Annotated in this window: 40 protein-coding genes; 20 read left to right on the forward strand and 20 right to left on the reverse strand. The window is 61.3% G+C overall.

What is annotated here, in order from left to right:
- The first annotated feature begins 62 nt into the window (after positions 1-62).
- The 4 genes from CWE17_RS06485 to CWE17_RS06500 all read left to right on the forward strand — a co-directional run bounded on the left by CWE17_RS06485 (position 63) and on the right by CWE17_RS06500 (position 3519).
- Positions 63-722 carry an ATP-binding cassette domain-containing protein gene (locus CWE17_RS06485; protein ID WP_131455527.1) on the forward strand — a complete coding sequence of 220 codons (660 nt, stop codon included), beginning with the start codon at positions 63-65 and terminating at the stop codon, positions 720-722.
- Positions 719-1534: an iron export ABC transporter permease subunit FetB gene (gene fetB, locus CWE17_RS06490; protein WP_131455528.1), complete on the forward strand. Its 816-nt coding sequence runs from the start codon at positions 719-721 to the stop codon at positions 1532-1534. The genes CWE17_RS06485 and fetB overlap by 4 nt, the downstream gene beginning before the upstream one ends.
- Before the next feature lie 491 nt (positions 1535-2025).
- Positions 2026-2235 (forward strand): hypothetical protein, encoded by a 210-nt coding sequence (locus CWE17_RS06495; protein WP_131455529.1) that lies wholly within the window; start codon positions 2026-2028, stop codon positions 2233-2235.
- Between the two features lie 294 nt (positions 2236-2529).
- Positions 2530-3519, forward strand: a complete 990-nt coding sequence (locus CWE17_RS06500; protein ID WP_240789281.1) for a TerB family tellurite resistance protein — start codon at positions 2530-2532, stop codon at positions 3517-3519.
- Here the strand turns inward: CWE17_RS06500 and CWE17_RS12425 are convergent.
- Positions 3506-3676, reverse strand: a complete 171-nt coding sequence (locus tag CWE17_RS12425) for a DUF2256 domain-containing protein (RefSeq protein WP_131455531.1) — start codon at positions 3674-3676, stop codon at positions 3506-3508. The two genes, CWE17_RS06500 and CWE17_RS12425, sit on opposite strands and share 14 nt — an antisense overlap.
- 52 nt (positions 3677-3728) lie before the next feature.
- Between CWE17_RS12425 and alsS the strand changes: the two genes are divergently transcribed.
- From alsS to CWE17_RS06520, 3 genes are all read left to right on the forward strand, one after another.
- Positions 3729-5372, forward strand: coding sequence for an acetolactate synthase AlsS (alsS, locus tag CWE17_RS06510; RefSeq protein WP_131455532.1), 1644 nt, complete (start codon positions 3729-3731; stop codon positions 5370-5372).
- Between the two features lie 22 nt (positions 5373-5394).
- Positions 5395-6249, forward strand: coding sequence for an acetolactate decarboxylase (budA, locus tag CWE17_RS06515; RefSeq protein WP_131455533.1), 855 nt, complete (start codon positions 5395-5397; stop codon positions 6247-6249).
- Positions 6250-6398: 149 nt separating this feature from the next.
- Entirely contained in the window at positions 6399-6575 is a 177-nt protein-coding gene (locus tag CWE17_RS06520; RefSeq protein ID WP_131455534.1) for a DUF4278 domain-containing protein, read from the forward strand.
- Between the two features lie 172 nt (positions 6576-6747).
- Here CWE17_RS06520 and CWE17_RS06525 read toward each other — a convergent pair whose 3' ends face one another.
- The gene (locus tag CWE17_RS06525) at positions 6748-6975 is read right to left on the reverse strand and encodes a hypothetical protein (RefSeq protein WP_131455535.1); all 228 of its coding nucleotides are present in this window, start codon (positions 6973-6975) and stop codon (positions 6748-6750) included.
- Between the two features lie 315 nt (positions 6976-7290).
- Here CWE17_RS06525 and CWE17_RS06530 point away from each other — a divergent pair, with 315 nt between their 5' ends.
- The gene (locus CWE17_RS06530; protein WP_131455536.1) at positions 7291-7548 is read left to right on the forward strand and encodes a hypothetical protein; all 258 of its coding nucleotides are present in this window, start codon (positions 7291-7293) and stop codon (positions 7546-7548) included.
- Here CWE17_RS06530 and CWE17_RS06535 read toward each other — a convergent pair.
- A complete protein-coding gene (locus CWE17_RS06535) occupies positions 7527-7895 on the reverse strand; it encodes a hypothetical protein (protein ID WP_131455537.1) in 369 nt (122 codons plus the stop codon). The two genes, CWE17_RS06530 and CWE17_RS06535, sit on opposite strands and share 22 nt — an antisense overlap.
- The gene (locus CWE17_RS06540) at positions 7877-8230 is read right to left on the reverse strand and encodes a hypothetical protein (protein WP_131455538.1); all 354 of its coding nucleotides are present in this window, start codon (positions 8228-8230) and stop codon (positions 7877-7879) included. Before CWE17_RS06540 ends, CWE17_RS06535 begins: the two co-directional genes overlap by 19 nt.
- Before the next feature lie 47 nt (positions 8231-8277).
- On the opposite strand from CWE17_RS06540, the gene CWE17_RS12225 reads away from it, so the two are divergent.
- Positions 8278-8427, forward strand: coding sequence for a hypothetical protein (locus tag CWE17_RS12225; RefSeq protein ID WP_164498743.1), 150 nt, complete (start codon positions 8278-8280; stop codon positions 8425-8427).
- A gap of 8 nt (positions 8428-8435) precedes the next feature.
- Here CWE17_RS12225 and CWE17_RS06545 read toward each other — a convergent pair whose 3' ends face one another.
- From CWE17_RS06545 to CWE17_RS12370, 7 genes are all read right to left on the reverse strand, one after another.
- Positions 8436-8717 carry a DUF1830 domain-containing protein gene (locus tag CWE17_RS06545; RefSeq protein WP_131455539.1) on the reverse strand — a complete coding sequence of 94 codons (282 nt, stop codon included), beginning with the start codon at positions 8715-8717 and terminating at the stop codon, positions 8436-8438.
- Between the two features lie 105 nt (positions 8718-8822).
- Entirely contained in the window at positions 8823-9251 is a 429-nt protein-coding gene (locus CWE17_RS06550; RefSeq protein WP_131455540.1) for a nuclear transport factor 2 family protein, read from the reverse strand.
- A gap of 71 nt (positions 9252-9322) precedes the next feature.
- A complete protein-coding gene (locus CWE17_RS06555) occupies positions 9323-10183 on the reverse strand; it encodes an NAD(P)-dependent oxidoreductase (protein WP_131455541.1) in 861 nt (286 codons plus the stop codon).
- Positions 10180-10506 (reverse strand): molecular chaperone DnaJ, encoded by a 327-nt coding sequence (locus CWE17_RS06560; protein WP_131455542.1) that lies wholly within the window; start codon positions 10504-10506, stop codon positions 10180-10182. Before CWE17_RS06560 ends, CWE17_RS06555 begins: the two co-directional genes overlap by 4 nt.
- Before the next feature lie 125 nt (positions 10507-10631).
- The gene (locus tag CWE17_RS06565; RefSeq protein WP_131455543.1) at positions 10632-11873 is read right to left on the reverse strand and encodes a glutathione S-transferase family protein; all 1242 of its coding nucleotides are present in this window, start codon (positions 11871-11873) and stop codon (positions 10632-10634) included.
- A 127-nt stretch (positions 11874-12000) separates the two neighbouring features.
- The gene (locus CWE17_RS06570; protein ID WP_131455615.1) at positions 12001-13005 is read right to left on the reverse strand and encodes an NAD(P)-dependent alcohol dehydrogenase; all 1005 of its coding nucleotides are present in this window, start codon (positions 13003-13005) and stop codon (positions 12001-12003) included.
- 151 nt (positions 13006-13156) lie between these two features.
- Positions 13157-13294, reverse strand: coding sequence for a hypothetical protein (locus tag CWE17_RS12370; protein WP_240789293.1), 138 nt, complete (start codon positions 13292-13294; stop codon positions 13157-13159).
- On the opposite strand from CWE17_RS12370, the gene CWE17_RS06575 reads away from it, so the two are divergent.
- Entirely contained in the window at positions 13235-13465 is a 231-nt protein-coding gene (locus tag CWE17_RS06575) for a DUF1651 domain-containing protein (protein WP_240789292.1), read from the forward strand. The genes CWE17_RS12370 and CWE17_RS06575 overlap by 60 nt on opposite strands.
- A gap of 5 nt (positions 13466-13470) precedes the next feature.
- Here the strand turns inward: CWE17_RS06575 and CWE17_RS06580 are convergent, their stop codons facing one another.
- Positions 13471-13743, reverse strand: a complete 273-nt coding sequence (locus CWE17_RS06580) for a cupin domain-containing protein (protein ID WP_131455545.1) — start codon at positions 13741-13743, stop codon at positions 13471-13473.
- Positions 13744-13763: 20 nt separating this feature from the next.
- On the reverse strand, positions 13764-15083 hold the full coding sequence (locus CWE17_RS06585) for a Rieske 2Fe-2S domain-containing protein (protein ID WP_131455546.1): 1320 nt from the start codon (positions 15081-15083) through the stop codon (positions 13764-13766).
- Positions 15084-15144: 61 nt separating this feature from the next.
- Here CWE17_RS06585 and CWE17_RS06590 point away from each other — a divergent pair, with 61 nt between their 5' ends.
- Positions 15145-16077 (forward strand): bestrophin family ion channel, encoded by a 933-nt coding sequence (locus CWE17_RS06590; RefSeq protein ID WP_131455547.1) that lies wholly within the window; start codon positions 15145-15147, stop codon positions 16075-16077.
- 2 nt (positions 16078-16079) lie between these two features.
- Positions 16080-16484 (forward strand): DUF1499 domain-containing protein, encoded by a 405-nt coding sequence (locus CWE17_RS06595; protein ID WP_131455548.1) that lies wholly within the window; start codon positions 16080-16082, stop codon positions 16482-16484.
- On the opposite strand, the gene CWE17_RS06600 is transcribed toward CWE17_RS06595, so the two are convergent.
- Together CWE17_RS06600 and CWE17_RS06605 are read right to left on the reverse strand one after the other, a co-directional pair.
- Positions 16466-17599, reverse strand: a complete 1134-nt coding sequence (locus CWE17_RS06600; RefSeq protein WP_131455549.1) for an NAD(P)-binding protein — start codon at positions 17597-17599, stop codon at positions 16466-16468. The two genes, CWE17_RS06595 and CWE17_RS06600, sit on opposite strands and share 19 nt — an antisense overlap.
- 178 nt (positions 17600-17777) lie before the next feature.
- On the reverse strand, positions 17778-18440 hold the full coding sequence (locus CWE17_RS06605) for an SDR family oxidoreductase (protein WP_131455550.1): 663 nt from the start codon (positions 18438-18440) through the stop codon (positions 17778-17780).
- Positions 18441-18534: 94 nt separating this feature from the next.
- Between CWE17_RS06605 and CWE17_RS06610 the strand changes: the two genes are divergently transcribed.
- Positions 18535-18753 carry a TIGR02450 family Trp-rich protein gene (locus CWE17_RS06610; protein WP_131455551.1) on the forward strand — a complete coding sequence of 73 codons (219 nt, stop codon included), beginning with the start codon at positions 18535-18537 and terminating at the stop codon, positions 18751-18753.
- On the opposite strand, the gene CWE17_RS06615 is transcribed toward CWE17_RS06610, so the two are convergent.
- Complete coding sequence (locus CWE17_RS06615; RefSeq protein ID WP_131455552.1) at positions 18742-19407, reverse strand: class I SAM-dependent methyltransferase; 666 nt, start codon at positions 19405-19407, stop codon at positions 18742-18744. The two genes, CWE17_RS06610 and CWE17_RS06615, sit on opposite strands and share 12 nt — an antisense overlap.
- 216 nt (positions 19408-19623) lie before the next feature.
- On the opposite strand from CWE17_RS06615, the gene CWE17_RS06620 reads away from it, so the two are divergent.
- Positions 19624-20313, forward strand: coding sequence for an SIMPL domain-containing protein (locus CWE17_RS06620; protein ID WP_131455616.1), 690 nt, complete (start codon positions 19624-19626; stop codon positions 20311-20313).
- Here the strand turns inward: CWE17_RS06620 and CWE17_RS06625 are convergent, their stop codons facing one another.
- From CWE17_RS06625 to CWE17_RS12230, 3 genes are all read right to left on the reverse strand, one after another.
- Positions 20314-20526: a hypothetical protein gene (locus CWE17_RS06625; protein WP_131455553.1), complete on the reverse strand. Its 213-nt coding sequence runs from the start codon at positions 20524-20526 to the stop codon at positions 20314-20316.
- Between the two features lie 108 nt (positions 20527-20634).
- Entirely contained in the window at positions 20635-20871 is a 237-nt protein-coding gene (locus CWE17_RS06630) for a hypothetical protein (RefSeq protein ID WP_131455554.1), read from the reverse strand.
- A gap of 4 nt (positions 20872-20875) precedes the next feature.
- A complete protein-coding gene (locus tag CWE17_RS12230; protein ID WP_164498744.1) occupies positions 20876-21052 on the reverse strand; it encodes a hypothetical protein in 177 nt (58 codons plus the stop codon).
- 87 nt (positions 21053-21139) lie between these two features.
- Here CWE17_RS12230 and nth point away from each other — a divergent pair, with 87 nt between their 5' ends.
- From nth to katG, 6 genes are all read left to right on the forward strand, one after another.
- Positions 21140-21793 carry an endonuclease III gene (gene nth, locus CWE17_RS06635; protein ID WP_131455555.1) on the forward strand — a complete coding sequence of 218 codons (654 nt, stop codon included), beginning with the start codon at positions 21140-21142 and terminating at the stop codon, positions 21791-21793.
- Between the two features lie 70 nt (positions 21794-21863).
- Complete coding sequence (locus tag CWE17_RS06640; protein ID WP_131455556.1) at positions 21864-22100, forward strand: chlorophyll a/b-binding protein; 237 nt, start codon at positions 21864-21866, stop codon at positions 22098-22100.
- A gap of 73 nt (positions 22101-22173) precedes the next feature.
- Positions 22174-22443, forward strand: a complete 270-nt coding sequence (locus CWE17_RS06645; RefSeq protein ID WP_131455617.1) for a hypothetical protein — start codon at positions 22174-22176, stop codon at positions 22441-22443.
- A gap of 206 nt (positions 22444-22649) precedes the next feature.
- Positions 22650-23087 carry a hypothetical protein gene (locus tag CWE17_RS06650; protein ID WP_240789282.1) on the forward strand — a complete coding sequence of 146 codons (438 nt, stop codon included), beginning with the start codon at positions 22650-22652 and terminating at the stop codon, positions 23085-23087.
- 17 nt (positions 23088-23104) lie between these two features.
- The gene (locus CWE17_RS06655; RefSeq protein ID WP_240789283.1) at positions 23105-23914 is read left to right on the forward strand and encodes a PfkB family carbohydrate kinase; all 810 of its coding nucleotides are present in this window, start codon (positions 23105-23107) and stop codon (positions 23912-23914) included.
- A 78-nt stretch (positions 23915-23992) separates the two neighbouring features.
- Positions 23993-26185 carry a catalase/peroxidase HPI gene (katG, locus tag CWE17_RS06660; RefSeq protein ID WP_131455559.1) on the forward strand — a complete coding sequence of 731 codons (2193 nt, stop codon included), beginning with the start codon at positions 23993-23995 and terminating at the stop codon, positions 26183-26185.
- 11 nt (positions 26186-26196) lie between these two features.
- On the opposite strand, the gene CWE17_RS06665 is transcribed toward katG, so the two are convergent.
- Positions 26197-26499 (reverse strand): HIT family protein, encoded by a 303-nt coding sequence (locus tag CWE17_RS06665; RefSeq protein WP_370318282.1) that lies wholly within the window; start codon positions 26497-26499, stop codon positions 26197-26199.
- Positions 26500-26969 lie beyond the last annotated feature (470 nt).

The following is a 26969-nucleotide window of genomic DNA, read 5'->3' on the forward strand; positions in this document are numbered from 1 at the left end:
TCACAACAGCTTCATCAGGTGCAGAATTGGCCCACAGGTGAGCTCAACGATGGCAGCCAGACATGAGCACGTCTGAACACGGCACGTCCTTGTTGTCAGCCATTGGGTTGCAGTGCTCCCATCAAGCTCGCCCGCTGTGGAGCCACCTCGACCTCAACCTCAAGCCCGGCGATCGCCTTGGCTTGGTTGCCCCCTCCGGCGCCGGCAAGACGTTGTTGTTGCGCGCACTGGCCCAGCTCGATCCCCTTCAAACGGGTGAACTGCGCTGCCAAGGCCGCAGAGCAGAGGAGATCAGCATGCCGCGGTGGCGCTCGACGGTGATGCTGGTGCCCCAGCGCTGTGCCGTGATGCCCGGATCGGTCGAGCAAAACCTGCGATCACCGCTCCAATGGCAAGAACATCGACAACGACACCCATGGGATCGAAACAGGGTGCTGGACTGGCTAGAGCAGCTCGGCCGACCTGCCGAGTTTCTCGACTGGGATGCAGAACAGCTTTCAGGCGGCGAACTGCAAGTGCTGAATCTGATCCGAGCCCTGCAACTGGATCCTGCGATCCTGCTGCTCGATGAATGCAGCGCATCCCTCGACCATGCCACGACGCTCGCCCTGGAGGCTTTGCTCGAGCAGTGGCTTCAAGCGGGAAGCAGAGCCTGCGTCCTCACAAGTCACGATTCAGGACAAATCCAACGCTTTTGCAATCGGGTACTGGAGCTGCCATGAGCCCTGGAGCCCTGCCGATCAGCAACCTGCAGCTCGCAGGAGCCGCCGCCCTGATCCTGATCAACATCGGCCTGTCATCGGTGTTGAAGCTTGGCCTGGGCCGGCCGCTCCTCCTGGCATCGCTCCGGATGGTGGTGCAACTGCTCCTGATCGGTCAAGTACTGCAGTGGCTGTTTCAGCAACAGAACCCCGGTCTGATCCTGGCGCTGTCACTGCTGATGGCCCTGATCGCCAGCCTCTCTGCCGTGCAGCGCACTCGCCATCGTTTCTCCGGCGTCTACTGGCAGAGCTTTCTGAGCACGACCGCAGCCGCCGCGCTGGTTACCGGAGTGGCAATGAACGGCATCATCCAAGTGAGGCCCTGGAGCACGGCTCAATACTGGATTCCACTGCTGGGCATGGTGCTCGGCAACATCCTCAACGCGATTTCACTAGGCCTCGACACCCTGATGGAACGCATGCTCAGTCAACGAAACAGCCTGGAGTGCTGGCTCGCCTTGGGGGCAACCCGATGGGAGGCCTGCCGTCCGATCGTGCGTGAGGCCATTCGCGTCGCAATGATTCCCACCATCAATTCCATGATGGTGATGGGCCTAGTGAGCCTGCCAGGAATGATGACCGGCCAGATCCTGGAGGGTGCATCCCCGGCCAATGCAGTGCGCTACCAGATCGTGATTCTGTTCATGATCGCCTCAGCAACAGCCCTTGGTGTAACCAGCATTGTTGCACTTGCCTATCGACAACTCACCAGCCAACAACATCAACTCAGGCTGGACAGATTGATCCGCACCTCAACAACAAGTCGCCCTTAGTCTAGTGAAGCGGATGATTCATCCGATAGCCAGCCATCGTCATTCCAATCATCAGCAAAACAAGAGAAAGTGAACCCAACCAATCGACATGATTCATGCAAACCTCCATACCCCTTTCCCTCATTAGAAGCCAGTCAGACAAGCGGCACAAGGGCGAGCGGGGTATTCAGGATGAATCTTTACAAACTTCTGCAAGAACACATTCCTTCCAAGGCTCGCTGTCAACGAAATAGAAAAATTTGCACCCACATAACATCACAAAATCAGCCGACACCCAAACCGTCCACAGCCAACTGGCACAGTGCCAGCCAGGGCGTCACAGTCGGACCGTGAGGAGTGCTTAACCGCACCGGAGTCGAAACAAGGTCAGACGTCCGGAACGGAAGCGCATTGGAGCCCTGCCTTTGGCGGGGCTTTTTTATGAAATGGGCGCATCCGCTACGCCCGCTCAACGCAGAGCTCGATTCCATGCAACAAGTCATGGCGCGAGCATGCGTGCCCTCTCCATTCAACTCCTGATCCTCGTCCGCCTCGCGTGCAACGACGGCCTTTTTCTGGAACAGCGCCGCATGCCCCAACGCACTCGCGCCCGGGAAGTGCACGCCGCCATCCAGCGAACCTGGCGCCGAGGCGGACGCCCAGCCCAGCCAGTGGCGCAACCGTCCACGCCAGATCTGGGGGCAAGGGCGGCCCTCGCCTGAGCGAGTCCAAAAACACCGACGCGATCGCTGCTCACAAGGCGCTCATCACACCAGATCTGGTACTTGCGCGAGGCCACACACCAGGTCTATTGGTAGATCAGGTGGATGGCAAGACGCGACATTCGCTCTAGCGTCCACTTCAGGGTCGGGTGATGGGGCACATCACCGACTGAGGTCACCCCCGGCTGAAACCGGGGGATTTTTATGCACCGCAGGGTTGCCTTAGCTATCGACAGGGGAACTGCGGCCCTTGTTGTTGTGAGCATCCAGCCTGGGCGTGCGCTCCCCAAGGACTTGCGCACTCGCTTGGCCACCGCAGGGTTGCCCTGCCTGATGACCGTGGCTCGGCTGCACGGCACCCCTTCAACTCGAGCCCTCAGGGCGATTGAGGGCATCCGCGATCACCTGCTGATGACCAGCAACATGGAGTTGAGCGCGCTCCCCAGCCTGGAGCCGGAGGCCATGGCGGCAGGCATCACCAGCATTGATGCAGATCCGGAATGGCGGGAACGCATTTTGCGCGGCATGACCCTGGTGGCGATGTTCGACGGAGAACCAAGCCGCGAGGCTCTCGAGCTGCTGGAACGCACAGCCAAAGCCTTCCGGGTTGATGCCGCTCCAGTGATCAGCTACCGGCATGTGATGCACGACCGGCAAGCCTTGGTGCGCCTGGACCTGGTACGCCGAAGCTTCGTGCGCGATGCCGCACGGGCCACATTGCGCGATGGAGGCCTGCCGATGCTCGCGGCAACCTTGAAGGTGCTGAGCGGCCATCGCGACGACTCGACCCTTAAGCGATTCCAAAGCCTGAACGACTACCCCTCCGGAAGCTTTGGCAAGGCCTATGCCGACTTCATCCGTATCAACCAGTTCAGCTTCCCCGGGGATGTGGGCGGACCGCCGGTGCCCGTGTTCCGTCACGATTGCTGTCATGTGCTGGGCGGATACGGCACCACGGCAGCAGAAGAAGGTGGGGTGGTGGGATTCCAGGCCGGCTTCGAGCGCCTGGATCCCTTCGACGTGCTGATGTTCGCCATGGCGGAATTCGAGCTGGGGATCGGCGCCTCGCCTTTCATCCCTGGTGAATTCGGCCAACTAGACCCTGATCGAGTCTTCGCTGGGCTTGAGCACGGCAGTCATGTGAAGACCGATCTGATCCGTGACATCGACCCCTGGGATCATTTCGCCGATCCTCTCGAGATGGTGCGCGAGCGCTTCGCCATCCCAGCTCGAGGCCGTGATCCTGAGTATCCGCAGACCTGTGGTGCCTCTAGCCAGGATTGAGCTCTGAACTGGGCTTGCCCTGACGATTGCGATCGCGGCGGCACCGCTCTGAGCAGTAGCGCACTTCATCCCAAACATCCTTCCACTTGCGCCGCCACTGAAAGGGTCGCCCGCAAACGGCACAGATCTTGGTGGGACGCTCGCTGGGACGCGACACAGGCAAAAGGAATCGTCGTAGCTAAGAGATCATCAGCGACCAACACGCATCAATGAATGGAGCCCAGGCCCTCGTCAAATTGCTCGAGAACCACGGTGTTACCCATGTCTTCGGCATCCCAGGAGCCAAGGTCGACAGCATGTTCATCGCCCTGCTCGATTCACCGATCGAGCTGGTGCTCTGCCGTCATGAACAGAATGCCGCGTTCATGGCCCAGGCCTTCGGTCGGCTTACTGGAACAATCGGTGTGTGCCTGGTGACCTCTGGCCCCGGTGTCACCAACTTGGTGACGGGTCTGGCCACCGCCACATCGGAGGGTGATCCAGTGCTGGCCATCGGCGGTGAAGTGCCCCTCGATGACCGCTTCAAACACACCCACCAGGCACTGGACGGTGTGGATGTCATGCGTCCAGTGACGAAGTTTTCTCAATCCGCGCTCACCGTGCATGACCTGCCGGAGGTGTTTGGCAATGCGGTGCGTGCTGCGGAAAGTGGGCGCCCCGGAGCGGTGTATCTCGGTCTGCCCAAGGATGTAGGGCTGGCGACATTGGATGCACTGCCACCTGGCGCCTGGGGGCAGTCCCACTCGATTGGACCCGCCCCAGTGGCGGCATTGCAGCGGGCTGCAGAGGTCCTCAACACCAGCCGCAAGCCGATCGCTTTGCTGGGCATGCAAGCGTCTTCACCCCAGCTAGCCGAGCCCCTCCAGCGCTTTTTGCAGGCCGCCGCGATTCCGTATTGCTCCACGTTTCAGGGGCCTGGCCGCTGGGTTGTCCCCGAGCACTTCGCCGGTCGGGTGGGTCTGTTTCGCAACCAACCGGCCGACAAATTACTCGACGAAGCAGATGCCGTGATCACGATCGGCTTTGATGCCGTGGAATTTGATCCGAGCCTCTGGAACACCGGCAACCCCCGCCCCTTGATTGCCGCTGATGTGGTGGCACCAGATCAGGACCAGGCCTTCATCCCCGAAGTGGAGCTGATCGGTGACATTGGCGCCAGCCTCGAGGCTTTACAGGGGATGTTGAAGCTGACGGTGGAGGAGGACTTCCGCCGATCAGCCGCTGAGCGCATGGCGGAACTGCACAGCACCGTGGCCGAGGGGGCCCAGATGGGCGGATGCCCGGTCCCTCCCCTGAGGGTGGTGCACGACATCCAACAGGTGATTACTCCTGAAACGATTCTGGCCCTGGATGTTGGCTCCCATTACATCTGGATGAATCGCTATGTACCTGCCCAGCATGCCCGTCAGGTGCTGGTGAGCAACGGCCAGCAGACCCTCGGGGTTGCCCTGCCCTGGGCGATGGCGGCGCGGTTGCTCTATCCCGATGCTCCAATCCTCTCCGTATCAGGGGATGGCGGTTTCCTGTTCACAGCCACCGAACTGGAAACGGCCAAAAGGATCGGCAGCCGATTCGTGCATCTGATCTGGAACAGCCACTCCTACAACATGGTGGAATTCCAGGAAGAAGCCCATTACGGGCGAGTTTCCGGCGTGAAGCTCGGCGACTACGACGTTGTGAAATTCGCTGAGTGCTTCGGCTGCCGCGGCCACCGAATCGATGACCCCGACCAACTGCTTCCCCTGATCCGTGAGGGGCTGCAACAGGACGTGCCCGTGCTGATCGACATCCCGGTCGACTACTCAAAGAACCAGCGTTTGATGCAGGACGTCTACCAGGACTTCATTCACTGAACACGACCGCCTATCCCACACCATGACAACCCATCCCGACCTCGGGCACACCCTGAGCCTGCGCCTTGGTGCAGGCCTCTGGCAGGCCCTGTGCGAAGAGAGTAGGCAACGTGGCGAATCTCCATCCCACCTCGTGCGAAGCCTGCTGAGCGAATCCCTCGACCTGGAACATCACACCCTTTATCAGGTCTCCACCTCGGGCGCTCTCGTCCAGGGCGTCTACCAGGGCTGCGTCACCGTTGCCGAAATCCTGAAACATGGCGACTTCGGCCTCGGGACCTACGACGGCCTCGATGGCGAGGGCATCATGCTTGATGGAGTCTGCTGGCAAGCCCGCAGCGACGGCAGTGTGCGCGAAGCACCTGCCGATGCTGAAGCCCCGTTCTGGGTGACCACCCGCTTCCACGCAGACAAGACAGCGCAGTTGAGCAACATCAAGGGATGGGAGGACCTGACTCAGCGCCTCGATGCACTGCGCGACAACGACAACCTGTTCGTCGGTTTGCGTCTGCGTGGGCACTTCAACTCCATCCGTTACCGGGTGGCCTGTCGCGCTGAAGCAGGCACAGACCTTGTCAGCGCCACCTCCCATCAGGCCGAATTCCAGCAGGAAGGGGTGAACGGCACCCTGGTTGGGTTTTGGACCCCCAGCTATGCCCGCACGATCAACGTGCCTGGATTCCATCTGCATCTACTGACCGATGACCGGCAACACGCCGGCCACGTCCTGGACCTGCAATGCGATCAGATCGAGGTGGATCTGCATCGGGAAGAGGCCCTGCATCTAGCTCTCCCTGAAACGCCAGCATTCCTCAAGGCCGATCTCAGCGGCGATCCTGCTGCTGCCCTGGCCGTCGCTGAAAGCAAACACAGCTGAACAAGCACTGTGTAACGGGCTGAACCAAAACAAAAATCAGTAGCCATTGCTACAGACAGTCGCTATGCTTGAACCACGTTGAGCCCTACTTCGGGCTGCAGTTCGTTCCGCGCCAGGCAACGGGGGCGTGGGCACTGTGGAGTTCAACCATGAACACCCTCGATCTCACCCGCAACCGCATCCGCAAAGCGGAGGCGCTGAAAGAAGCCCAGCGACTGATGGCCAAGGCCTACAGGGGCGTTGAGTACATCGACGCCCATCACACGGCCCAGAAGCCCCAGAAACCCTCGGAGCTTCGCTACCGCGGCGTTCGTTACAGCGTCTGATTCAACCAGTCACTGCCAATCATCCAGGGCTCCGTTTCGGGGCCCTTTTTGATGGAACGAGATCAGGCACAAAAAAGGCGGGTGTCTCACGCCCGCCATCCGGTTCACCAAGCAGAAGCGAGCTTCTGCTGAAATGATTCTGCCGCAGCTCTGAGGCTCTACAAGCGCTGCTTCAGCGATTCGGCCCCTCGATCTGTGACTGAATCTGATCGACGTCCTGCGCAAGCGGTCGGCGGCGACGCTCCACCTGCACAAACACAAGCCAGGCCAAACTTGCCGCCAGTCCCCCACGCCAGTCGGAGCGGAGAAGCTCGAGAATCGCAACGGTGCTGGCTCCGATTCGCAAACCTCGGAGCACGAAGCTGACCACACGCTGCTGCAGCTCGGGAGTCAGCGGCATGGACGACCAGCGTTCTGCTGACACATCTCCTGGTCAAGAAGGTCTTCGACCAACATCAACAACGCCATTCCCATGAGGGAAAGACTGGATCCAAGCTCAGTGAGACCAGAAGTTTCCAGGGTGCGAGCGGCCTGCAGATGCTGGGACCAAGTCAGTCGCATGAACAGCAAGCAACCTTTTCAATCTGACCGTCAATCAGCACAAGCGCGAGCTCATTAACAACCCGAAACACTGACATTCACCCGTCTGGGTGGCCATTGCTACAGCTCCACAGTGCCCGCTCGATACATTCACGCCATCCTCAGGAGGCTGATCATGTCGTCGGGAATTCAGTTCACCACCGAGCAGCTCTTTCATGTGGAGCAGTTCAACCGCGCCCTCGATGCCACCACCGACCCAGGGCAACTGCGCGATCTCGCCAAACAATTACTCCAGGCCTGGCAAACCCAAAAAGCTGCCACCAACTGGATCCTCAACCAGCAGTTGCAGAGTTCATCCAATGCCCTGGCGATGGCCCGCAACTTGAACAGAAACGAGTCGGAGGCAAACCGCTACTCAGCCGACGAGCCATAACAATGACGGCGCACCAGCGCCATCACCTGCTCAGGATCGGATTCCAACGCATAGGCCTCCCGTTCTGCTGCCTCCACACTGGGCTTCTCCTTGGAAAGCAGCAGGGCGTAGCGGTCAGAGGCAATGCCACCGCCTGCGCAATCCTGAGCTACATGCACTAATTCATGGCTGATGGTTTCCACCACCTGGTCCTCGGTGTGGATCAACTCGGTGGAGAGACAGAACACATTGGAACCGGAGAAGTAGTGGCCCACCAAAAGAGGGCCATCACAGAGCGGCCTGTGAATCACAGTGGCTCCAGCGCGGGATGCCACCACCAGCAGCAGCATCAAAAGAGAAGAAGGCACAACCAGATCACAAGCCCTGCACTGAGGCCGATCAACAGAATCAGCAGCAGGGAAAGCCCCAAGCCTGCTGCCATGGCGATGCGGCGGGTGCTGCGGGGAAACAGCAGATAGAGACTGAGGCCAAATGCCAGAGGCCAAAGGGGCGGAATCAGGAGACAGACCACGGTGAGCGCTAGAAGCTTTCCCCTGTGGTGCAGCTCCGTTTGCTCCTTCACACGCAACTGATCCTGTTCCTGCGCGCGGGCGACAAGCTCATCGTCACTGGGCCAGCGCCCCAGCTCGCGGGCATGATCCAGCTCCTGTTCGATCTGTTGTCTCTGGGCGGAATCAGCCATACCCCAGCCTAAATCGAGCAGGATGGGCGTCCACCGATGGCTGAACGATGCGCGAAATGAGTCTGCTGGAACTGGTGATGCGCAACGTCGCCAAGGTAGCGGCGGGATCTGGGATCGCCGCCGTGCTGCTTTGGCTCACCTACGTGATGCTTGACGTGAAACACATGCAAAGCGGGTTCACGCTGCCCACCAACTGAGGAGAACGTCAGGCGGCAGCGGGTTGGCCAGCGATGTAGCTGGCTTGCACCGCTTCGCTTGCAGCTTCCTGTGCGGCTTCGGTCACGGCGTACTCACTGACATCCGATCGCATGCTGAGCAGCTGACCATTCATCGCCATCTGCCAGATCTCCACCCTGGAATCCTTAGGAGCGTTGAACCAATACGTTTCCGCGGGCATGACCACCTTCTCCAGATAAAATCGGTTGTCACCGATACACTTCAACACCACCATTTTCGGAGTGGTGTTGCTGTAAAGGCAGTCCTGCATGGATCGATCAGAAGCTCTCACCACAGTGGGGGGGACCTGTCGAGCAGAGTTGTCGGAACCAACACAAAACCAGGGCGTTTTCAGATTTTTTTCAGAAATCAAATCTCAGGCAACGAAGCGACGGTATAGCCAGCGCACAAAACCGCCGATCACAGGCACCGGGGCAAAGGTCGGTCCAACAAAATCGAAGTAATCACGATGGTCCACGACCTTGCCCTCAGCATTGAACTGGAGGCGGCTGGTGCCCGGGTAGAGGAACTCAATCCCTTTGATCTTCAGCCCCATCTCCCATTCCACAAAGGCGGTGTCCCCCTCGATCGCAATCGCAGCAGGCGCCAGGAACACATCGTCACAGCGCTGAATGAGCCCGTCCTGAGCTGCGATATAGGCAGCGATCCCGTGCTTCTCCTGGGTGGGATCCTGAAAATGCACAGCATCGTCGTAAAGCTCCCGCCACTGGGCCTCGGAGGGAGCGGGCTTGCCGTAAGGCTTGGTGAACAGAGCGCGCAGGCGATCAGCGTCGGGACGGTGCATCAGTCAGGCCCCGAAGGGGTGGGGAAGGGGGCTCAGCCTATGGAGACCGTCGATCCAACGAGACATCAGCATCAGTCCGATGCCTGGGTCAGCTCATGCAGAGCTGAATAATCGCCGGAATCAAGAGGTGTTCCCTCGGCGCCTGCAAGCAGAGCCGCCAGACCATCAAGACCGTGGGCATTCACCCCGGCGAGGGCCGCCTCCCTCAAGAAGAGCTGAAGATCCTTACGCAGAAGGGCGGTGCTGAAGTTGGGGTCGTCGTAGTGGTGCGACTGCATCCGTTCAAGCTTTTTATCGACGGTGGGGGCGTAGAGCGCCGATGGCCGCAATACCTCCATGAAACGCTCCACATCCAGCCCGGAAGCCTGAACCAGTCGCAGGGCTAGGGAATAACCGTGGGTGAGGCTTGCAATCAACTGGTTGAGCGCGAGCTTGGCAGCGGCACCGGTGCCCACAGCTCCCATCAGACGGGGCTGGGCGGACAGGTGAGCAAGCAGAGAGCTCTGGCGCGCGAAGGTCTCCTGGTCTCCCCCTGCCATCACCAAAAGAGTGCCCGCCAGGGCCTCCGGGCGGCTACCGAGCACGGGCGCTTCGAGATAGAGGCCCCCTTGCACGCGAGCCTGAGCGGCCAGCGCCACGCTTTCACTGATCCCCATGGTGCCCATCGGCATCAGGCAGGCTCCCCCAAGCGCTCCAATCCGAGTCACCACCTCAGCTGTGACTGGACCATCGCGAAGCACCGTGATCACAGTGGCGACCCCCTGAGCAGCCTCCGCAGGATCGCCAACGACCTGCGCACCGGCTTCCGCCAGCAATCGGCAGCGGTCAGGGTTGCGATTCCAAACACGCAGGCTGATGCCCTGAGATAAGAGACGCTGAGCAATCGCTGCACCAAGCAAGCCTGTGCCCAGCAAGGCAACCGTTGTCGTCAAGCAGCGATGGCCTCCATTTCGGGCTGAAGCAGCACGTCGCGGGCATTGTTCAGACGCGTCATCATCTCCGGGTCACCTCCCTTATCGGGATGGTGTTGCACAGCGAGCGCTTTGTGGGCACGTTTCACCGCCTGCTCCGTTAAGCGACCGGACAGAGCCAGCCCAAGGGTCTGGCGGGCACAGATCGCCTCGAACTCAGGGTCGCGCCCTAGGGGCTGGCGCTCACGCTGATGGTTGGACTGACCCGGTTTGCGTTTGCTGTCCCTTCGACGTCTGCCAGGACCTTCAGCGGAACCGGTCGATCCGAAGCCGTTGCCAGCCATTGCGTCGTTTTGAATTCACACCACCTTGCTTGATCGTCGGCCCAGGCTCCGGTGACGCAGCGAACAGGCAGTCGCTCAGATCGGGGCAGCTCAGATCAGGAAAGGTCAGATCAAGACCATCGGGCTCAAGCCAGAAAGGGGCGGGGGTCCTGATCAAAGCGATGCTGCAGAGGCAGCGGCTCTGGCTGAGCCGGCCCATCCAGAGCCGCGGTGGCTTCAAGGGCCTGTCGAAGGCAGCGAGCACTCAGAAGAGGCATGTCGCGGGGAACGGAGATCCGATCGCGCAGGTTGCGCAAGGCCAGGGCGGAACCGGGTTCCGGCTGAACAGGTTCCCCGTGCAGCATGCGCGTGAGTGCAGCACGAAGGGGCTGATCGAAGCCAGAACCGAGCGAGCTCCGCTGCACCAGGGTGTGGCGATGGCGAAGAACCCGCTCCAGGGCACGATGTTCCGGGGAGGGATTCGAGCCATCGGAGTCCTGACTCCAACGGGTCTCCCAGCCGGCAATTCCCTCACCGCCATCGATACGACGAGCCAGGTCCTCCTGAAGAGGATTGGGGTGAATCCAGCAGCCCCCCATCTGAGGGGGCAGATCGTGGGCATGGGTGTGAGCATCACTCTGCGTGCCCCGATAGGTCTCTAGCTGCTCGAGGGCTGTGAGCCAGCGATCGATGCCGGGATGGTGCTCGCGAAGCAGAAATCCCTTGAAGTAGGCGAGTGAGGCGTTCATCCGTTCCACGTAGGGAATGAACACCAGATCGGCCGTCCCGGGGATCTCCCCAGCCGGAGCCGCGGGATCCAGCCAGGAACCTGCTCCATCCGCCAGGGCTGCTTCCATCTGCATCGCCACGCGCTGAAACTGATCACGGGCCAACGCGTCCTGGCGTTCACTGAGCCCCGGAGAGCAGAGCCACAAACACCAGGCGCGGAAGAGACGTCGCTCCAGGTCTCGCAAGCGGCGGACCGCTGGATCTTGCATCCCGGCGCCCAAGGCACCGAAGGTCTGCTCAAGCGCTTCAAGAATTCGATCGCTTTCGGTGATCAGACGAGCGTCGATTTCAAGAGCCGGAAGCATTCCTGAAGGCACCTTGGCGGTGAACCAGGGTTCTTTGGGGCCGTAACAGCGCATCGTCACCTTGCGGATCCGGTAGGGAATCCGCCGGAACTCCAGCCAGAGCCAGACCTTCTGGCAGTAGGGACACCAGGCATGGTGATCGCGGTAGAGCGTGACCCGCACAGCGGACTCCGGCTCGCCGAACAGACGCAGGACGGCCTGAGCGTTGGTGGGGCCGTGCACACGCTCGGCTGGCTCAGGAGCAAGGGCGAGAAGTTGCTCCCAGCTCAACGCATTGCTGGAGGCCGTCACCATCGCAACTCCAACCACTCCAGCGATCTAGGGCTAAAGGATGGCAGAAAAAAAGCGCCCGCTGGTGTGAGGAAGACGAGCGCCGATTTCCCAGCCCCATGGTTAACGCCTCGTAAAGACGTCCGGCTGTTCAATCTGCTACCGAATCGAGAACAAAGCGATAACGCACATCCCCAAGGCGCAAGCGCTCGATGGCCTCATTGACGCGATCCATCGGCAGACGTTCCACCCGAGGGCGAATGTCATGACGCCGGCAGAACTCCACCATCTTCAGCAAGCTCGCGGGCGACGAGGTGGGACTACCGGTGATCGATCGCCGCGACGCAATCAGATCAAAGGCCGCCACGCTGATCGGCTCCAGCACAGCGCCAAGCTGATGCAAGCGACCGAGGGGGGCAAGTGAGGCCATCACTGCCGACCAGTCGAGGGATTGGTTCACCGTATTGATCACGAGATCGAAGCGACCGGCGCAATCGGGCAACGCCTCCAACAGCTCCACGTGATGGGCGCCGAAGCGCCTCGCCTCCTCCGCCTTGCCGAGGTTCGTCGTGAGGGCCGTGACCTCACAACCCCAAGCGCGGGCGAACTGCAGGGCCATATGCCCGAGTCCCCCAACGCCGATCACAGCCACACGAGAGGTGGGCGACACCGCCTCGTCGACCAAAGGAGCGAACACAGTGATCCCTCCGCAGAACAGAGGGCCAGCGATAGCAGGATCCATCCCCTCGGGCAGTGGAATCGTCCAGTCCTGACGAGCCGTGACGTGGCTGGCGAATCCCCCCTGCCGCCCGACGATGGTGGCCTCCAGCGACCCGCACAGATTGCCCGTGCCGCCCAGACACTGCGGGCAGTGCATGCAGCTGCCGCTGATCCAACCCAGCCCCCTGAGCTGTCCGACCAAACCGGGATCCACCCCATCACCAACACGCACCACACGACCCACCACCTCATGCCCCGGCACCAGCGGATAGGCACTCATCCCCCAGTGGTTGTCGAGCATCGACAGGTCGCTGTGACAGAGGCCGCAATGCAACACCTGCAGCAGCAGCTCATCACGGGCAGGCTCGAGCATCGGCCGCTCAGCCCGCTCAAGGGGAGCACCGGCCTCGCGGGCCTGCCAGACAGTGACGCCCATCGGACGACGCAGCAGAAGACCCACGTTCTAGTCACCCAGCGCAGCAAAGCCTGCCCAAGGACACACAACAAACACCGATCACCGTTGACACATTTGTACTAGCCACCTAGAACATGTGTATCAGCGACGGACCAATGGCTCCCAGCTCCCCCTACGCACCGTTTAAGGCCGAGGACTGGATGCGCGCCTCCGTCATCACGCCCCGCAAGCGATGCCAAGGCACGGTTGGATCCAAGACCCCCACACCAGCGACACGAAGCGTTTCCACGCCGATGAAAAAAGCTGGCATCGCGATCCACGCGTGTTCGTGGATTCAGGGCGACCTCTTCCAGGTCAGCCCCCTTTGCTGAAAAACAGAGTGCACCTTCGCCGGGAAACCGCTGAATTGCTTTGGCGCGAACTGCTTCGCGTGGGCTGGCGCACCTGCGAGCCCCAGTGGGGCAGCGATGCAGATATTTGAGCGATTCAGCTGAAGCGGTAATGCTTGCGCACGGGTTGGTGCACGTCCCAGGTGCATTGCAACCCTTTGGGAAATTCGACCAAATCTCCTGCGCCAAAGCTCACGGGCTCACCCATTTCTGGAGTCACAGTGACGGCTCCTTCCAGCAGCAGGCAGGTCTCATGCTGCTCGTAGTGCCAGGGGAACCGGCTCACTTCACAGCCCCAGATCGGCCAGTCCCTCGCCCCCAAAGCAATGATCACGCTTTCGGGGCAGGGAGAGGTCACACGAATCGCCACAGCATCAGCAGCAGTCCTGATCAACCATGATTACGCGGCGCCAGGCCATCTCCTGCCAGCAGTCCCCGCTCCCAACGTGACACCTGCCGCATCACCAGGCCAGTCGCGATTGCCAGCAGCACGCCGAGGAGGCTGAGGGCGCCCAACTGACCAAGTCCAATCAGCACCGCCGACAACCAGAGCCCACCCCAAAGCCAGGGCTTCAAGGCCCGCAAGCGCTTGAGAGCCTGCGCACAGCTGCGGCACTGTCGAGTGTGACTGTTGTAGCGATCCATCAGGCTCTCCAGTCCCTGCCGCGGCGGCAGAACTTGACCAGCGAACGGCTCCCCACCATGGGCCTTGACCCAGCGATGCAGAGCCGCCACGTAGCGATCAGCTGCTGTCGGCAAGTAAAAGGCCCGCTCCACCGCGGCACTGCCACCCGCCGCCGCCAAGACCCGCTCCTGCCAATGCAGGAACACCTGATCGTCTTCCAACACCTTGTGATTGCCGATGTGCTGCAGCCAGCGGGGCCTCAAGCCCAGCAGCAGCCTCGGAGCCGCAGCCTCAAACTGAAATGGGAAGCGGGCGAAGAGGCGGCACTCACCACGACGGATCGGCACCGCGTACACCACCGTGAGAATTCGGCCAAATCCCTTGGCCGTCAGGTCATGCCACATCAGTTGAGGGGCACGGAAGCGCGTGAGCTGGGAACCAAGACGCCCCCGTCTCGGCCCCTCCTCCCACAGCCCCTCAAATCCGTCATCGCCCTCTCGCGTGATCTCCAGCTCAACGGGAGCGGCATTCTCCCGCCGCCCCACCGTGCGGTGGTGGGTGAAGGGCACATGACTCACATCCAGCACGTTCTCCAGCAGGGTGAGCGCATCCATCGGCAGATCCCGGAAGGTGTCCTGCACAATCCAGCCATCGGCCCAGCCGGCACCCTCCTCCCGCAACAGGGGCACCAACGGAAGGGTCTGCGGATTGGCCGAGGCCGGATCGCCGCTCCACACAAACAGAAGTCCCTGCCCAGTCGCCGTCGGAAGCGCCTGGCAGCTGGATCGACGAGCCTCCGGCGCGGCCCCATCCCCCATCTGGGGGATACTGCGGCAGGTGCCAGAGCCATCGAAGCTCCAACCGTGATAAGGGCACTCCAACTGCCCAGCCCCATTGATGCGTCCCTCACTCAGGGGCACGAATCGATGCGGACAGACGTCTTCAAAGGCACGCCAAAGCCCAGACTCCCGATCCCACCAAATCACCAGATCCCTCTCGAGCAGGGTGAAGCGAGCGGGCCTCAAAGGGTCGAGATCGCGCAGGTAGGCCACGGGCCACCACTGATCGCTCCAGCTGGGGGGCATCGTCAGGACACAGGTGGCGTCATGATCGCCCCATGGGCAGCAACACCGTGACCTCAAGCCGATGATCGAATCCGGCACCTACGGCAATCCGCCGCGCACACGGCGTCAGGACTATTCGCATGTCCTCCTGCAGCTGCTGAGCCGCATGCGCTACGACCTGCTTGTGCTGTTGGCCGTGACCGGCCTGGTGATGCGTGATGTCATCCCAAGGGGATGGGTGGAAAGCGATGAGATCGTGCGCATCCTTGGCATCGCCGTGTCGATCTTCATCGGTTTTCGCAACACCCAGGCGATCAGTCGCTGGTGGGAAGCGCGCAAGCTCTGGGGATCCATGGTCAACCACAGCCGAAGTTGGGCTGACACCCTCGCCGCCCACCTTCCCGCTTCCCCCACCGGCCGGCGCTGGTCCAGATCGCTGGTTCGCCTGCAGGTGGCGATCGTTTGGCAACTGAACTTCCAGCTCCGCAACTATTGGCATCGAGATCTGCGCAGCCTTCAGAACGGACTGCTCGAAGGCCTGCGGCTGCCAAGCACAACCAACCTGCGTCAACTCGGGATGCAGCGGGGGCTCTGGTTGCAGCGCCTTCACGACGAAGGCTTGATCGATGGCTGGGGGCGACAGCAGCTGATGGAGTTGGGCAATGCCTGCACCGATGCGATCGGAGGCCTGGAGCGCATCCGCAACACTCCCCTGCCGGCGTCCTACGACGTGTTCGTGCGGGTCATCAACTGGGTCTTCGGGATCCAGTTGATGCTCAGCTTCCACTACCAGGACGCAGGGCGCTTCAGCAGCTTCAACGGCTTCATGATCATGCTCTGCTTCCTGATGGCCGAGCGGATCGGCGCCTACGTGGAGGGCCCCTTTGATGCCGATGGCAGCAGCTTCTCGTTACCTCTCAACAGCATCTGTCTCACCATCAGCCGCGACCTGCTCGGCTCCGAGACCGATCATGTGCTTCACCTGCAGTCGCAGGATCCCGTGCGCTGGACCTAACCATGGACTCTCTGCTCCGTCTCACCCTGCCGATGATCCTGGGGCTCCTGCACCTGATCGGGCCGGTTCCCGCCGACCTTGGTGTTCACCAGGGGCAACTCAGTCCTTGCACCTCGAGCGCCCACTGCGCCCGCCAGGTCTGGAGCGTGAGCGATCCGCAGCAGACGCTCAACAGCCTGGCTGCCCAGCTCAGCGAGGCCCCACGAACAGTGGTTGAGGAGCTCAGCAACGACTATCTGCATGCCACTTGCAGCAGTCGACTGTTCGGCTTTGTCGACGATCTCGAGCTTTATGCAGACCAAGACAACCAGCAGCTGCAAGCCCGATCCGTCTCGCGACTCGGGGATTCCGATCTAGGCGTGAACGCTCGGCGCCTGGAGGACCTCCATCAGCAACTGAGCAGTTGATCGGACAGGTCAAGGGCACTTTGAAGCGCCCCCTCGGCGAGCCCGTACCCAGAGCCAGCAATCCAATCGCCACAGAAACCCACCTGGCTTTGGGGACACCACTGCAGGGACTGGGGCAGTCTCCGACCAGTCGGCCGAGCCGCCCCCCAACGCATGACCCCCAATGATCGGGCCTGGGGCAACAAGCGCTCGAGTTCAGGCCAGGGAGCCAGGAGTTCCGGGAGCTGAGCGCGAAGCCGAGTCTCCTGTGCTGCGATCAAGGTGGGTTGACTTTCAGGGGTGATCGCCTGCCCATCATCGAGACCATGCACCACCAAACCGAGCCGTCCATCCCCTTGCCGTTGCAAGACCAGACGTTCGACACCGAAGCGTTCCCGTGCTGAGGCCGTCAGCCAAATCTGCCGAGGCAACGACGCATCACTGCCAGGAAGCTCCAGCATGAGATTCCAACGCACCGACGCGTCTAAATCAGCGATGGTTGCCAGGGCCTGATCCAGCTGTGGATCCGCTCCAACCGGCACCGCTGCACGAAGCGGCACCTCAGTCCAACCCAGCATGGCCAGGGAACGGGGATGGGCCAGGAGGGTCCCGGTCAGGACAAGTGAGCGAGCCTGCCAGGTGTCATCGAGCAGCCAGGCCTCGGGGCGACGCCGCAAGCGCTGGATCCTGGTGCCGTAGTGGGCCTGGGTGCCGGCTCCGCCAGCGCTGAGCAGCGCTTCCGCCACCGTCGCCATCGTCGGCTGACCACGCCAACGATGGCCAACCAGCTGTGGATCATCGGGTAGAGCCGTGACTCCTCCATCGGGATCCAAGCCAACAACCGGTTCCCGATCGGGCACCAGAACCCCTTGGATCTGCAGCGACTCCAGCAGCTTGGCCAGAGGCCCTGTGGGCTCGCCCGTCATGGTGAGAGTGGGAGCCCCATGGTCCAGCCGCCAACAGGGATCCTCACGGCGCCGCCTGGTCGCGGTTCGACCTCCCGGCCCGCGGCCTGCCTCCAGGACGAGGATCGTGCCCTGATAACCGCCAGCCCGCAGGCCTGCCACCAGGGCTGCGCCGGACAAACCAGCACCAATAACGGCCAGGTCTACGGGCCGCTGCTTGGACAGATCCATGCTTAAAGGACCTCCTCCATGCTGTGGACGACCGCTTGAACCATCACCGGGATCGTTGCTAGCGCATAAAAAAGACGGGTGGCGGCCCGTCTCCCATCTCCCGACGTGACGTCTCGAAGGTTGTCCCTCCCGACAGAGCTGTTATCGCGCAACCCGACCAGGGTGGCTGTAGGAACAATCACTTAATCAGTTGTTCAAGGGGTTGGGGCGATTGATCCTGGCGGCTGGTGACTTCGAGAATCCTGCCAATGGATGCCGGCGTTGCCAGGGCCTCCACGCAAGCCTGGGCCACCAGTCGCCGAGGGATGGAATCGCGCAGTTGTTGATCAGGGCCGGTCCAGACAATCCCTTCAGACTCCAGCTGCTCTTCCCGCTCAGAGAGACCGCCAGGGCGAATGACGGTCCAGTCCAGACCACTGGTTTCCAAGGCCCGTTCTCCGATCCGTTTCCACACCAAAATCAGACCAAAGAGATTGAGTGGGTGCCGCCAGCGTCCGGCGCAGAGTGAGCTGACGAGCAGAATCCGGCGAACCCCCAGACGCCGGCAGCTCTCCACCTGCCGCTGCACACCCCAGGCATCCACCCGCATCGGCGCGGTCAGGTCGATCGACGGTCGAGCCCCGGTGGCGATGACCAGAGCATCCACCCCCTCGAGGGCCTGATCCAGGGCTGCCTGATCAGAAAGCTCCAGTCGTCGCTGATCGCAATGGTTGAGGCTCTCAGGGCAGATGGAGCTAGGTCTCAGCAGCAAACGCGGCGTCTCGCCTGCCTTGAGAAGTTCTTCGGCAATCCGGTAGCCGGTCTTGCCGGAAGCACCGCTGATCGCAATCGTGCGCGCCATTGGGCGACCTCACGGAGTGGTGCGGGCAGCGTAACGATGGTGCTGCAAAGACGGCGTTGGATCACCGACGATGGGGGGGACCTGGTGGCCTCCAATGCCGGCACGCCTCTCTCAGGCCTGGACAAGCAGCTCCGCCCGCGAGGGCTATCGCCACTTCCGACTGATCCTCCAGGGGGGTCGCGGAAACGAGCGCTGGGTTGAACTCGAGCCCCTGCTGCAGCGGGGGCTGCGCCTTCGCGTCACCTGCCAGGAACTCAAAGACTCCAGCCAATGGCTGAGCGGCTGGCAACCGCTACCCCCGTCAGACGACTGACGAAGGCACAGGACGCGTGGCGATCACGGCGAAGAAAGGGTCCCCCGGCGCACCGAGCCAACCAGACACCCCCGTCGCCCGGGTGGATTCAGCAATCAGCTCGGGGCGAGGCCAGCCCTGGGCAAGCAACACCTCGGCCACGTAGGCCAGGTGCTCGCGATCATCACTGTCGGTCCAGACCTGGGGCGCCTTGCTGAAAAACATCCGGTTGCTGAAGGCAACGATCAGCTGCCCATTAGGCCTGGTGATCCGTAGCAGTTCGGCCGCCACCGCTTCCGGTTGCTGCAGGTACTGCCACCCCGCAACGATCAGCGTGCAGTCCACGCTGGCATCGGCCAGGGGCAAACGCTGATCCTGATTGAGGTTCTGCACCCAGTGGCGATCAAGGCGGTCATTGGCCCTCAGTTCCTCGGCGTTGAGCCCATGGCCAATCACTTGCTCGTACGTCACTTCATCAGGGAGATGGCTAACCCAGCTGCTCATCAGATCGAGCACCACCGCGCAGCTTGGGATGCGCTGCCTGTAGAGCGCGGTCAATCGTTGACGGAAGGCACCATCAAGGTGATGCACAAAGCGCGGCTCTGCATAGAAGAGCGCGTCATCGGCACCATCGAGCTTGGTGCGCTGAGCTTGAGTCAGCACCTGCACCACCATGGATTCCGCTTCAGCGCAACCCGCAGACGCTAGGCAGCCTCCTGGGCCAGCTGGGCGGCGTCATCACTGGTCACAGGTCGAGACGGTTTCAGTCATGACTTCACTCTGATGATTCTTAGGGTGAATCCAGAACAAGTCACTGCTTTGACGGATCCTGCAACGACCCACCATCGCGTCCTCGACTTACTCCGTCGCACCCCTCCACTCGTGCTCCCCATGCTGGTGCTGAGTGCGGGGCTTGTGGTCGCCGGCGCCGTGGCCGTGAAAGGGATTCGGACCGCATCCGACACGATCACGGTGACCGGTGCCAGCACAGAGCGAATCCGCAGCGATTACGTGGATTGGACCGTGACAGTGAGCGGGAGTGGTCCCAGCCAACAGAGCGCTTACCAGAGCCTCCAACCGCAGCTGCAGCGCACGCTGGCCTATCTGGAGGAGCAGGGAATACCGGCCAAAGCGATCGGTCGGGGCGTCATCCAGTCCTCCAGCAATGACATCCGCAACCACGTGACCGGTGCGCTGATGAGCACCACCTGGACGGCTCGCCAACCGATCCGGATCAGCTCAGCCGACGTGACCCTGATTCGTGATGTCTCGATCCGAATTAGTGATCTGGTGGGCCAGGGGGTCTCGATCACAGTGGAGCCACCGGCCTACACCTACACGAAGCTGGCAGAGAAACGGGTCGACATGCTGGCCAAGGCCACAGCGGATGCTCGCAAGCGAGCGATCGCGATCGCCGACCAGGCGAACTCAGGAATCGGCGCGATCACCAAGGCCGATACAGGCACCTTCCAGATCACAGTGCCGAACTCCACGGAGATGGGCAGCTACGGCTCCTACAACACGAGCACGATCGACAAAGACATCACAGCCGTCATGGGCGTGACCTTCCGAGTGCAGTAGTCAAGGGGCCTCGCTGGGCAGAAAACGTGGGGCCAGTCGAACGGCCAGCACCACCGCAGCAGCTCCGTAACCGGCGAAGGTGGCCGCCTGCCCCAAGGAGGCGGTGGCGTACACCTCACGGGTGAGCAGCAACCAATCCACCAGTGAAGAAGCAGTTCCCCAGATCAGAACCCAGACAGACACGTACACCACTCCTCTCACTGTGCGATTCACTGGGCCCCGGCAACTGCCCGGACGCTAAATCAAGCCCTCTGTGACGGCGCAGCCATAGGGACGCTCCTCTCAACCAATCGCCGAGGTCCTCATGCGAACCGTTCGTCTTCAGCCCCCTTCCATCGACTGCTGATGACTGTGTTGCCTATAGACGTCACTCAGTAAATCCTGGTCAGTGACTGGATCCTGATCCGTCCCATCGGAGATGTGATCAAGCGGCCCCATGGGTTTCGGGTCTGCCTCTTGATCTTTCTCCTGAGCGGTTTCCCCGGCGAGCTCCCGTGCAATGACCCGTTCGTAAGCGCTTTGGGCAACTCCTTCGTCAGACCGGCGGTCCTGGGTCATGGATTCAGGTGGGAGATGACGCGGAGGGACCGTCCTCGAGATCGCAGCGATTAATCGCCTGCGCCTGAGGGTCTACCTGCTGGAGGCGCTGAAGAATATGACGCAGATCGGCACCGGCAAGTTCGCCGTTAACTTCCCATTTCAGGCTGGTTCCCCTGCGGGGATGACCGCTCTGCACCATGACCGTTGTCCAGGTCCGAAAACTCTGATCAATTGAGAGACCGCCCGACCAGACAACGGATCAATTCTTAATAAACCCTTAAGAGCCGTGAGGAAACAGGAGCGAGCCAAAGCGATTCAGGCGCACTTGGAAGCGCGCTACCCGGAGACGCCGATCCCCCTCGACCATTCCGATCCCTTCACCCTGCTTGTCGCCGTGCTGCTGAGCGCCCAGTGCACTGACCGCAAGGTGAATGAGGTCACACCAACCCTGTTCGCCGCGGGCCCCACTCCGGCCGCGATGGCCGCCCTGGAAGAGGCCGAGATCCTGCGTCACATCCGCCAGCTAGGGCTGGCCAATACCAAGGCCCGCAACGTCAGAAAGCTGGCCCGAATCCTCGTGGACACCCACCAGGGCCAAGTGCCGCAGACCTTCGAAGAGCTGGAGGCCCTCCCAGGCGTTGGCCACAAAACGGCCAGCGTGGTGATGGCGCAGGCCTTCGGAGTCCCCGCCTTCCCTGTGGACACCCACATTCACCGACTCGCCCAGCGCTGGGGGCTCAGCTCAGGCCAAAGCGTCGAGCAAACCGAACGAGACCTCAAGCGCCTGTTCCCGATCGAAGCCTGGAACAAGTTGCATCTACAAATCATTTTTTACGGGCGTGACTACTGCACGGCTCGGGGTTGCGACGGCACGGTTTGCCCGCTGTGCCGAGAGCTGTATCCCAAACGCAACAAGCCTGTGCCTTGGCGGAAGGCCTGAAGGAGAACCACACGAAAATCCCCCTCGTCAAAACCCTGTTACAGTTCTTATCAGTTGATCGGTCATCCCCATGGAGCGCAATCAAGCCAGTGACAAGTGGTTCCAAGATTCAGCAGCTCGCTCCATCCACCAAGAACAGCTCTCCAGGGTTGAGCTTTTCAATGGTCGCGCTGCCATGCTCGGCATTGTCATCGGCATCCTGACCGAAGCACTGACTGGCCAGGGCATTGTTCACCAGATCGGCCTAGGCCCCCTCGTGGACGGCTACGCCGCCTGCAGCGCCCGCTTCCTGCCCTTCTGCTTCTGATCGCAAGCATCCACCCACGTCCACCAACAGGCGTCCATCACAGAGGTAGGGTGATTTGCCGCGAGTGGGCGCCATGGCAAAGAAAAGACGGAAACTCAGCAAGCCGATGGAAGCTGAGATCAGCGCTGCTCAGAAAAAAGTGGAATTGATCTCAGCCAAGATCCGCGATATTCGCGAAGAAGATATTCAGAATGAATATGCAGAAGCCTTTTCGAGGGTTCATGCCGCAGTCACCCACTTGGCCAAGCTCTACACCCTCGAGGGGGTGACCGAGGAAAGCGAAGGTACTCTTGCTCTCTATCAAGGCTTGATACAAAGCTTCGAAGAAGAATACGAGCTTTGACCCCAAGATTTCAGCGAAGCAATCAATCAATGCTTTGATCGCTGGCTACAGAGACAAGCCTTGAAAATCGTTGTTTTTTAGATAAAACGAGTTGGCATTCTGTCGACCAGTCAATATCAATGTCAGAACTCACACGCCCGAGCAATCAGCAGGACCCCCCTCGTTGGTTTTCCCTTGCCTTGGCGTCTCGATGGCCGCTAGCCGTCGTGATTTCTGCTTGGGCCATCGCTGTCGCAACCATTCAGGTGCTCAAGCAACCGCTCCCTGTCGGTCTTCACCGCAATCAGCCCCTACCCGTCAGGCTGGTGGGTGGAATCACCCTGGATCAGGTTCGAGCACCAGTTCGCGTGCAAGGTGAAGAACCGCTGAAAATCGAAGCCTCGGCAACTCTGCCGGTCCGAGCAGACGTGGAAGTACCCGGCGGCGTTGCTGTCACGGGTGCAGTGAACGTGAGCGGCAACGTCAACGTTGACGAGGTGACCGCTCCTGTGACAGTGCACGGTCCTGACCAGGGTCCGATTCTGGTTGGGAGCCCGGAGGATCAGCCTCTCAGCGTGGATGGCAACGTGGATGTCAAACAAGTTGGCGGCAAAATCAAGGTTCAGCTGCGCAACGCAGCGCAATCAGTGCTGCCGATCCCGTGATCGCAACGCCACAGAGATTGCCGCCCCTCCAGCTGGCGGTGGTTGGCCATCTCGAATGGGTCAACTTCCTAGCTGTGAATGCGCTGCCTCAGGCTGGTGTGATCAGTCGCGCCCATCGCAGCCTCGAGGAACCGGCTGGGGCTGGAGCCGTGGTGGCTGTGCAGCTGGCTCGACTCAGCCGCAGGCCCGTGCTGTTCTTCACGGCCCTTGGCCGCGATGCCCATGGCGAACGCAGTGAAGCTCGCCTGCGAGAGCTTGGGGTGGAGCCGGTGGTGGCCTGGCGCGAGCAACCGACCCGACGGGGGATCAGCCTGGTCGACGGCAGTGGTGATCGGGCGATCACGGTGATTGGCGAGCGACTCACACCGCTCGCCAGCGACCCCCTCGACTGGGAGCGCCTGGAGGACTGCGACGGAGTCTTTGTGTCCGCCAGCGACGCCGCTGGATTGCGCCTGGCTCGTCAGGCCAGAGTTCTGACGGCCACACCCAGGCTGCGACTGCCGCTGCTCCAGGACGCCAGGGTGAAGCTCGATGCCCTGATCGGCAGTGGCCTGGATGCCGATGAACAGATCCCCTTGGACGCGCTTGATCCAGCTCCTGCTCTAACGATTGCCACGGAGGGTGCCGCCGGTGGCACCCTGACCCCTGGGGGGCGCTATTCACCCGAGCCCCTGCCAGGCCCCCTGGTGGAGAGCTATGGCTGCGGCGACAGTTTCGCGGCTGGCATCACCGCCGGACTCGCCGCCGGCTGGACCGTTGATGACGCCGTAACACTCGGGGCCCGTTGTGGCGCAGCCTGCGCCAGCCGATTCGGCCCTTACGGCTGACGGTGGTGGATGTGTTGGCGAACTGGCAACACCGTGAATAGGTTCCCGAAAGATGTGTGCTGAAAAGGAACCAACGTCATGTCAGATCTGAAGTGTCCTTTCAGTGGTCATACCGGAGCCACGACCCCTTCCGGCGGGACCACCAATGCCCACTGGTGGCCAGACCAGATCAACCTGAGCCTCCTCCATCAGCACCATCCAGCCTCCAATCCGCTCGGGGCTGAGTTCAACTACGCCGATGCCTTCTCCGAACTGGATCTGGAGGCGGTGAAACATGACCTGCAGGAGTTGATGACCGACTCCCAGGATTGGTGGCCGGCCGACTGGGGCCATTACGGCGCCCTGTTCATCCGAATGGCCTGGCACAGCGCGGGCACTTACAGGATGGCCGATGGCCGCGGTGGAGCGGGCCATGGCAACCAACGCTTCGCACCTCTCAACAGCTGGCCGGACAACACCAATCTCGACAAGGCACGGCGACTGATCTGGCCGATCAAACGCAAATACGGCAACAGGATCTCCTGGGCCGATCTGATCATCCTGACCGGAAACGTGGCCCTGGAATCCATGGGCTTCCGCACCTTCGGCTTTGCCGGCGGTCGCACAGACATTTGGCAGCCCGAAGACGATGTGTTCTGGGGGAAAGAAACCACGTGGCTGGGCGATGAGCGTCATGCCGCCGATGGACAGCTCAACAACCCCCTGGCAGCGGTTGAGATGGGGTTGATCTACGTGAATCCGGAAGGCCCCGAAGGCCATCCGGATCCGGTGGCATCAGGACGCGAGGTGCGCGAGACCTTTGCGCGCATGGGGATGACCGTGGAGGAGACCGTCGCCCTCGTCGCTGGAGGGCACACGTTCGGGAAATGCCATGGCGCCGCGGCAGCCGATCACCTAGAAGCTGAGCCGGAAGGTGCGGGCTTGGAGGAACAAGGACTGGGCTGGCGCAACCGCTTTGCCAGCGGCAAGGCGGAGCACACAATCACCAGCGGCATTGAGGGGGCTTGGAAACCGAATCCCACCCGCTGGGATCTGGGCTACTTCGAAATGATGTTCAGCTACGAATGGGAACTCAGCAAAAGTCCTGCCGGAGCCTGGCAATGGGTGGCCAAAGATGTGAAACCACACCACATGATCCCCGACGCCCATGTGCATGGGAAAAGCTCGGCCCCGATCATGACCACTGCCGATCTCTCCCTGCGGCATGACCCAATCATGGAGCCGATCGCTCGTCGTTTCCATCAAGATCAAGGGGCTTTTGCTGACACCTTTGCGAGGGCCTGGTTCAAGCTCACCCATCGCGATTTAGGTCCCCGCGCTCTCTACCTCGGTCCGGACGTCCCCGAAGAGGTGCAGATCTGGCAGGACCCAGTTCCGGCCGTCAACCACCCCCTGATTGACGACGCAGACATCAGCAACCTCAAACGGCAGATCCTGGCCAGTGGCCAGAGCATTTCCGCCCTCGTGGCCACAGCCTGGGCCTCAGCATCCACATTCCGCGGATCCGATCGCCGAGGGGGTGCCAATGGCGGACGGATCAGGCTCCTGCCCCAGCGCACATGGGAGGTCAACGACCCCGAACAGCTCAATGGTGCTCTCGCTGCCCTGGAAGCGGTTCAAACCCAATTCAACAGCAGCTCCAGCAATGGCAAATCGGTCTCGATCGCTGATCTGATTGTGCTGGGAGGATGTGCAGCGGTGGAGAAAGCCGCCGCCGATGGGGGCCACACCGTGGTGGTGCCCTTCCATCCCGGCCGCACCGATGCAGGGCCGGAGCAGACCGACACGGCCTCCTTCAATGCCCTCAAGCCCTTGGCAGACGGGTTCCGCAATTGGCAGCGCAACGGCCTTCCCCTTCGGGCCGAGGAGTTACTCATTGACAAGGCCCAGCTGCTCACGCTTAGCGCCCCTGAAATGACCGTGTTGCTTGCGGGCCTGCGGGTGTTGGGAGCCAACACCGCCGGCAACCGTCAAGGCGTATTCACCCAAAGCATCGGTGTGCTCAGCAACGACTTCTGCGTGAATCTGCTCGACATGACCACCCACTGGACACCAACCAGCGAGGCGCAGGATGCCTATCTCGGTCGCGACAGCACAACCGGTGCCGAGCGCTGGACCGCCAGCCGTGCGGATCTGGTGTTTGGATCGAACAGCCAGCTTCGCGCCATTGTTGAGGTGTACGCCCAGAACGATGGCGGTAGCCGGTTTATTCGCGATTTTGTGAAGGCCTGGGTCAAGGTGATGGAACTCGATCGCTTCGATCTCCGCTGAGTGCCATCGGTTCAACAACCACTGAACAGGGCAGCAGCACGGGAGCGGGCGCGGCCGATCCAGTCATGCACCATTTCGCGATCCGCCTGGGGGCTGTGCCCCGCCTCCACGGCTCGATAAAGGTCGGCCACCGCCCAGGCGGTGGTCTTCGGATCCTCGCCATGACGAGGGATCAAATGCAAATGCAGGTGGCGAGCCCCCTCTCCGAAGGCAATCGCATAGACGCGATCGCAGCCGCTCAGCTCGCACACCAAACGTGATGCCCGCTGAACCACGCTTCCCCACTCGCGGGCCTCTTCAGGATCGAAATCCACGGGCCCGCCCAAGTGACGGCGAGCATCGAGAAAGCACCAACCAACCATGGGGGCCGGGATTGGATGGTGACGGAGTAACCACCGATCACTTCGCCAGATCTCGACAGGGTCCAGACGTGCTGGATCGCCATGCAAGGAACAAATTCCGCAGCTCAATTGCCCTTCGGCACAAACAGCTGGGACGCAGCCACAAGAATGCCAGCAATCAGCAGAGCGGGAAGAATGACGGCGGGGCCACCAGGGGCGGTTTGGGATGCAAACAGCACAGGCATGACCGAACTTGATTGACTAAAAATCAACAATGGCAGATTTGGATTCACAGACTCAGGGCAGACACCATTTGTCACCACAAAAAAGCCCCCTCCGAGGAGGGGGCTTTCCGGTTCAGTTGATCTGAACCTGTTGTTGATTCCAGATCAACCGATGGCGGGAGCTTGCAGAGCCACGGGGGTGGACTCAGCAGCAGCCAG

The sequence above is a fragment of the Synechococcus sp. BS56D genome, from assembly GCF_004332405.1.
Classification (GTDB): Bacteria; Cyanobacteriota; Cyanobacteriia; order PCC-6307; family Cyanobiaceae; genus Synechococcus_C.